Genomic DNA, 2,876 nt, shown 5'->3' with positions numbered 1-2,876 from the left:
TTCAAATGGAACTTCAACGGCGGCTATGACTTCAGAAGAAGCTACCGGCCGGGTGTAAGTAACTCTTTTCTCTCCAACCTCGAGAATGGCACGTTCCGGGAAGACTTAGGCCGCAACCGCCGAACAGACATTTCGCACAGTTTCCGGTTTGGTACGGAATATTCCCTGACCCCAAAGAACACACTTTCTGCATCGGTATTATACCGCACCGGGGACGAAGAAGGCTTCAACGGCATCATCAACCGCAACCTGGGCAGCAACCGTGAACTGACCCGACTCAACAGCCGCAATACCTACGGCACCGAAGATGACCTGGTCATGGACGCCAACCTGGGCTACCGCCGCACCTTCGACCAGAAAGGCCGCGAGTGGACTGCCGACCTGATCTATACCGGCCGTACCGACGATGAGCAGGACGACATCACCCAGCAGGTGACCCTGGAAGATGGTTTACCGATAGACAGAACCAACAGGCAGCGCACCGTATCGGACGAAAAGTCACGCCGCATCATTGCACAATCCGATTACGTGCACCCCATCACCGAAGACAGCCGCTTTGAAGGAGGCTTCCGAAGCAGTTTTCAATTACTCGACAATGACAACAGGTTCTTCGAATTCGCGCCGGAAACAGGCCAGTATCTGCTCAACAACGATGTGTCCAACCGGTTTGTGTACGACGAGCAGGTACATGCCCTGTACAGCAACTACAGCAACAAAATAAAGGACATCAGCTTCCAGGCGGGTTTGCGGGCAGAGCACACCATCACCAAATCAGACCAACGCACCCAGAACGAAGTGTTCCGCAACAAGTATTTCAGCCTGTTCCCCAGCGTGTTCATCACCAAGGGCTTTGCAAAGGACAACAAGGTGCAGCTTAGTTACAGCCGCCGCATCAACAGGCCGCGCGCCTGGTCGCTCAACCCTTTTGTTGATTACTCCGACACCCTCAATGTGCGCTCCGGTAACCCGGCGCTGCTGCCTGAGTTCATCAACTCCTACGAACTGGGTTATCTCAAATACTGGGACAACTCCTCTTTCAACACCACGGTCTTTTACCGCCGCACCAACGATCAGATACAGCGCTTCCGCTCGTTTGATCCGTCCTCGGGCGTTACCTCTACTACCTTCCTGAACCTCAACAGCGGCTCTTCCTATGGTCTGGAGCTGGTAGGAACGTATAGCCCCTACAAATGGTGGCGCCTGAATGCCAGCGCGTCCGGTTTCCGGGTGGAGCTGAACGATGTACAGGGCGATACCGAGCTGAGTAACAACCAGTGGACCTGGAACTCCAAACTGAACTCCGATATGACGGTTTGGGAAGACCTGTCGATCCAGGTTTCGGCCGATTACCGCGCTCCCATGGCCGACATACAGGGACAGATGCAGGAGATGTATGCCGTAGACCTTGGGCTGAAGAAAGATGTGCTCAACAAGAAAGGCACCATCACCTTCCGTGTCTCAGATATTTTCAATACCCGCGAGTTCAACTTTGAGAGCTTCGGTCCGGGCTTTGAGCAGACGCACAACAACAAGCGCCAGACACGCATTGCGTTCATCGGCTTTACTTACCGCCTCAACAGCGAAGACAGCAACCGCGAACGCCGCCGCAGAGACGGCGAGCAAAATAGCGGCGATGAAGACAATGGATTTTAATGAATTACCTTTTTAAGAAAACAGAAGAGCCGGGGAGAGATCTCCGGCTTTTTTATTGCACTGAATCTTTAGCAAAAGCCCCTGCCCGCAGAATCTGCCATGTAGGAACAGGTCGTGACCTGTCCGGATCGTGCACCAGGTATAGGTATAGGTATAGCGGGTCAGGACCTCGCAGTGTGCGCAGCTCCTGCGAGTGCCTGGTTCTAAAGCTTCTCTTGGATAGCCAGATCAAACCATCCCTTGCCCTTACTTGTCTTAGCAAGGACAGGAGTAGTTGGATTATTGTAGCTTTATTTCCGGCTTCTCCGTATTTTACACCCAGCACCAACACCGAAACTATGCTCTCTCCTGCCCGACTTCCTATCATTGACATGCACTGCGACCTACTGGTATACCTGTCCGATGTGCCGGGTGCGGCGATAGACAATGTAGAAGAAATAGGCTGTGCCCTGCCGGCGCTTACGCAGGGCAATGTGAAGCTGCAAACAATGGCCATCTACTCCGCCACAGCACCCGGCAGCACCCGGTATGCCCTGCTGCAGAGTGAGGTGTTCAGGGAACTGGCAAAAGGCACGAAAGATCCCTTGGATCCGGTTACGACTATACCTGCGCTACACGAGGCGATGTATAAAGCGACCATCGGCATGGTGGCGGCCATCGAAAACGCATCGGGTTTTTGTGAAGAGGAGGAACCGCTGGAGGACGGGTTCAAAAAACTGGAGAAGATTATCGAGAACGTGGAGCGACTGCTCTACATCAGCTTCACCCACCACACCGGAAACCGCTTCGGGGGCGGCAACATGACTGACAGGGGCATCACGCGGGATGGCAAAATGCTGCTCGACTACCTGCACGGCCGCCGCATCGCCATTGACCTTTCGCACACCAGCGATGCCCTTGCCTTTGACATTCTCCACCACATCGACAAAGAGCGGCTGGACCTGTCTGTTATTGCCAGCCATTCTAACTTCCGGCCGGTATGGGAGCACAACCGCAACCTGCCTGCGGAGCTGGTTCAGGAGATCGTACGCCGCAAAGGCCTGATCGGCATGAACTTCCTGCGAGCTTTTCTGAACACCGGGGACCCGGAAGCGCTGCTGCACCACATCCTGTACGGCTTCGAAAACGGGGCAGAAAATGCGATCTGTTTTGGGGCCGATTATTTCTACAATGCCGATTTTCCGGACCCGGAACGGTTCCCTTTCTACTTTAAGGAATACGAG

Annotated in this window: 2 protein-coding genes; both read left to right on the top strand. The window is 54.1% G+C overall.

The window, feature by feature from the left end:
* The coding region (locus OB13_RS14610) for an outer membrane beta-barrel family protein (RefSeq protein ID WP_461490908.1) at positions 1 to 1,653 on the top strand (1,653 nt) is incomplete at its 5' end.
* 338 nt (positions 1,654 to 1,991) lie between these two features.
* Positions 1,992 to 2,876: dipeptidase (locus OB13_RS14605; protein ID WP_461490907.1), on the top strand; the 885-nt coding region annotated here is incomplete at its 3' end.

Source organism: Pontibacter sp. HJ8, assembly GCF_054824225.1.
This window is presented reverse-complemented; position numbering and strand designations above follow the sequence as displayed.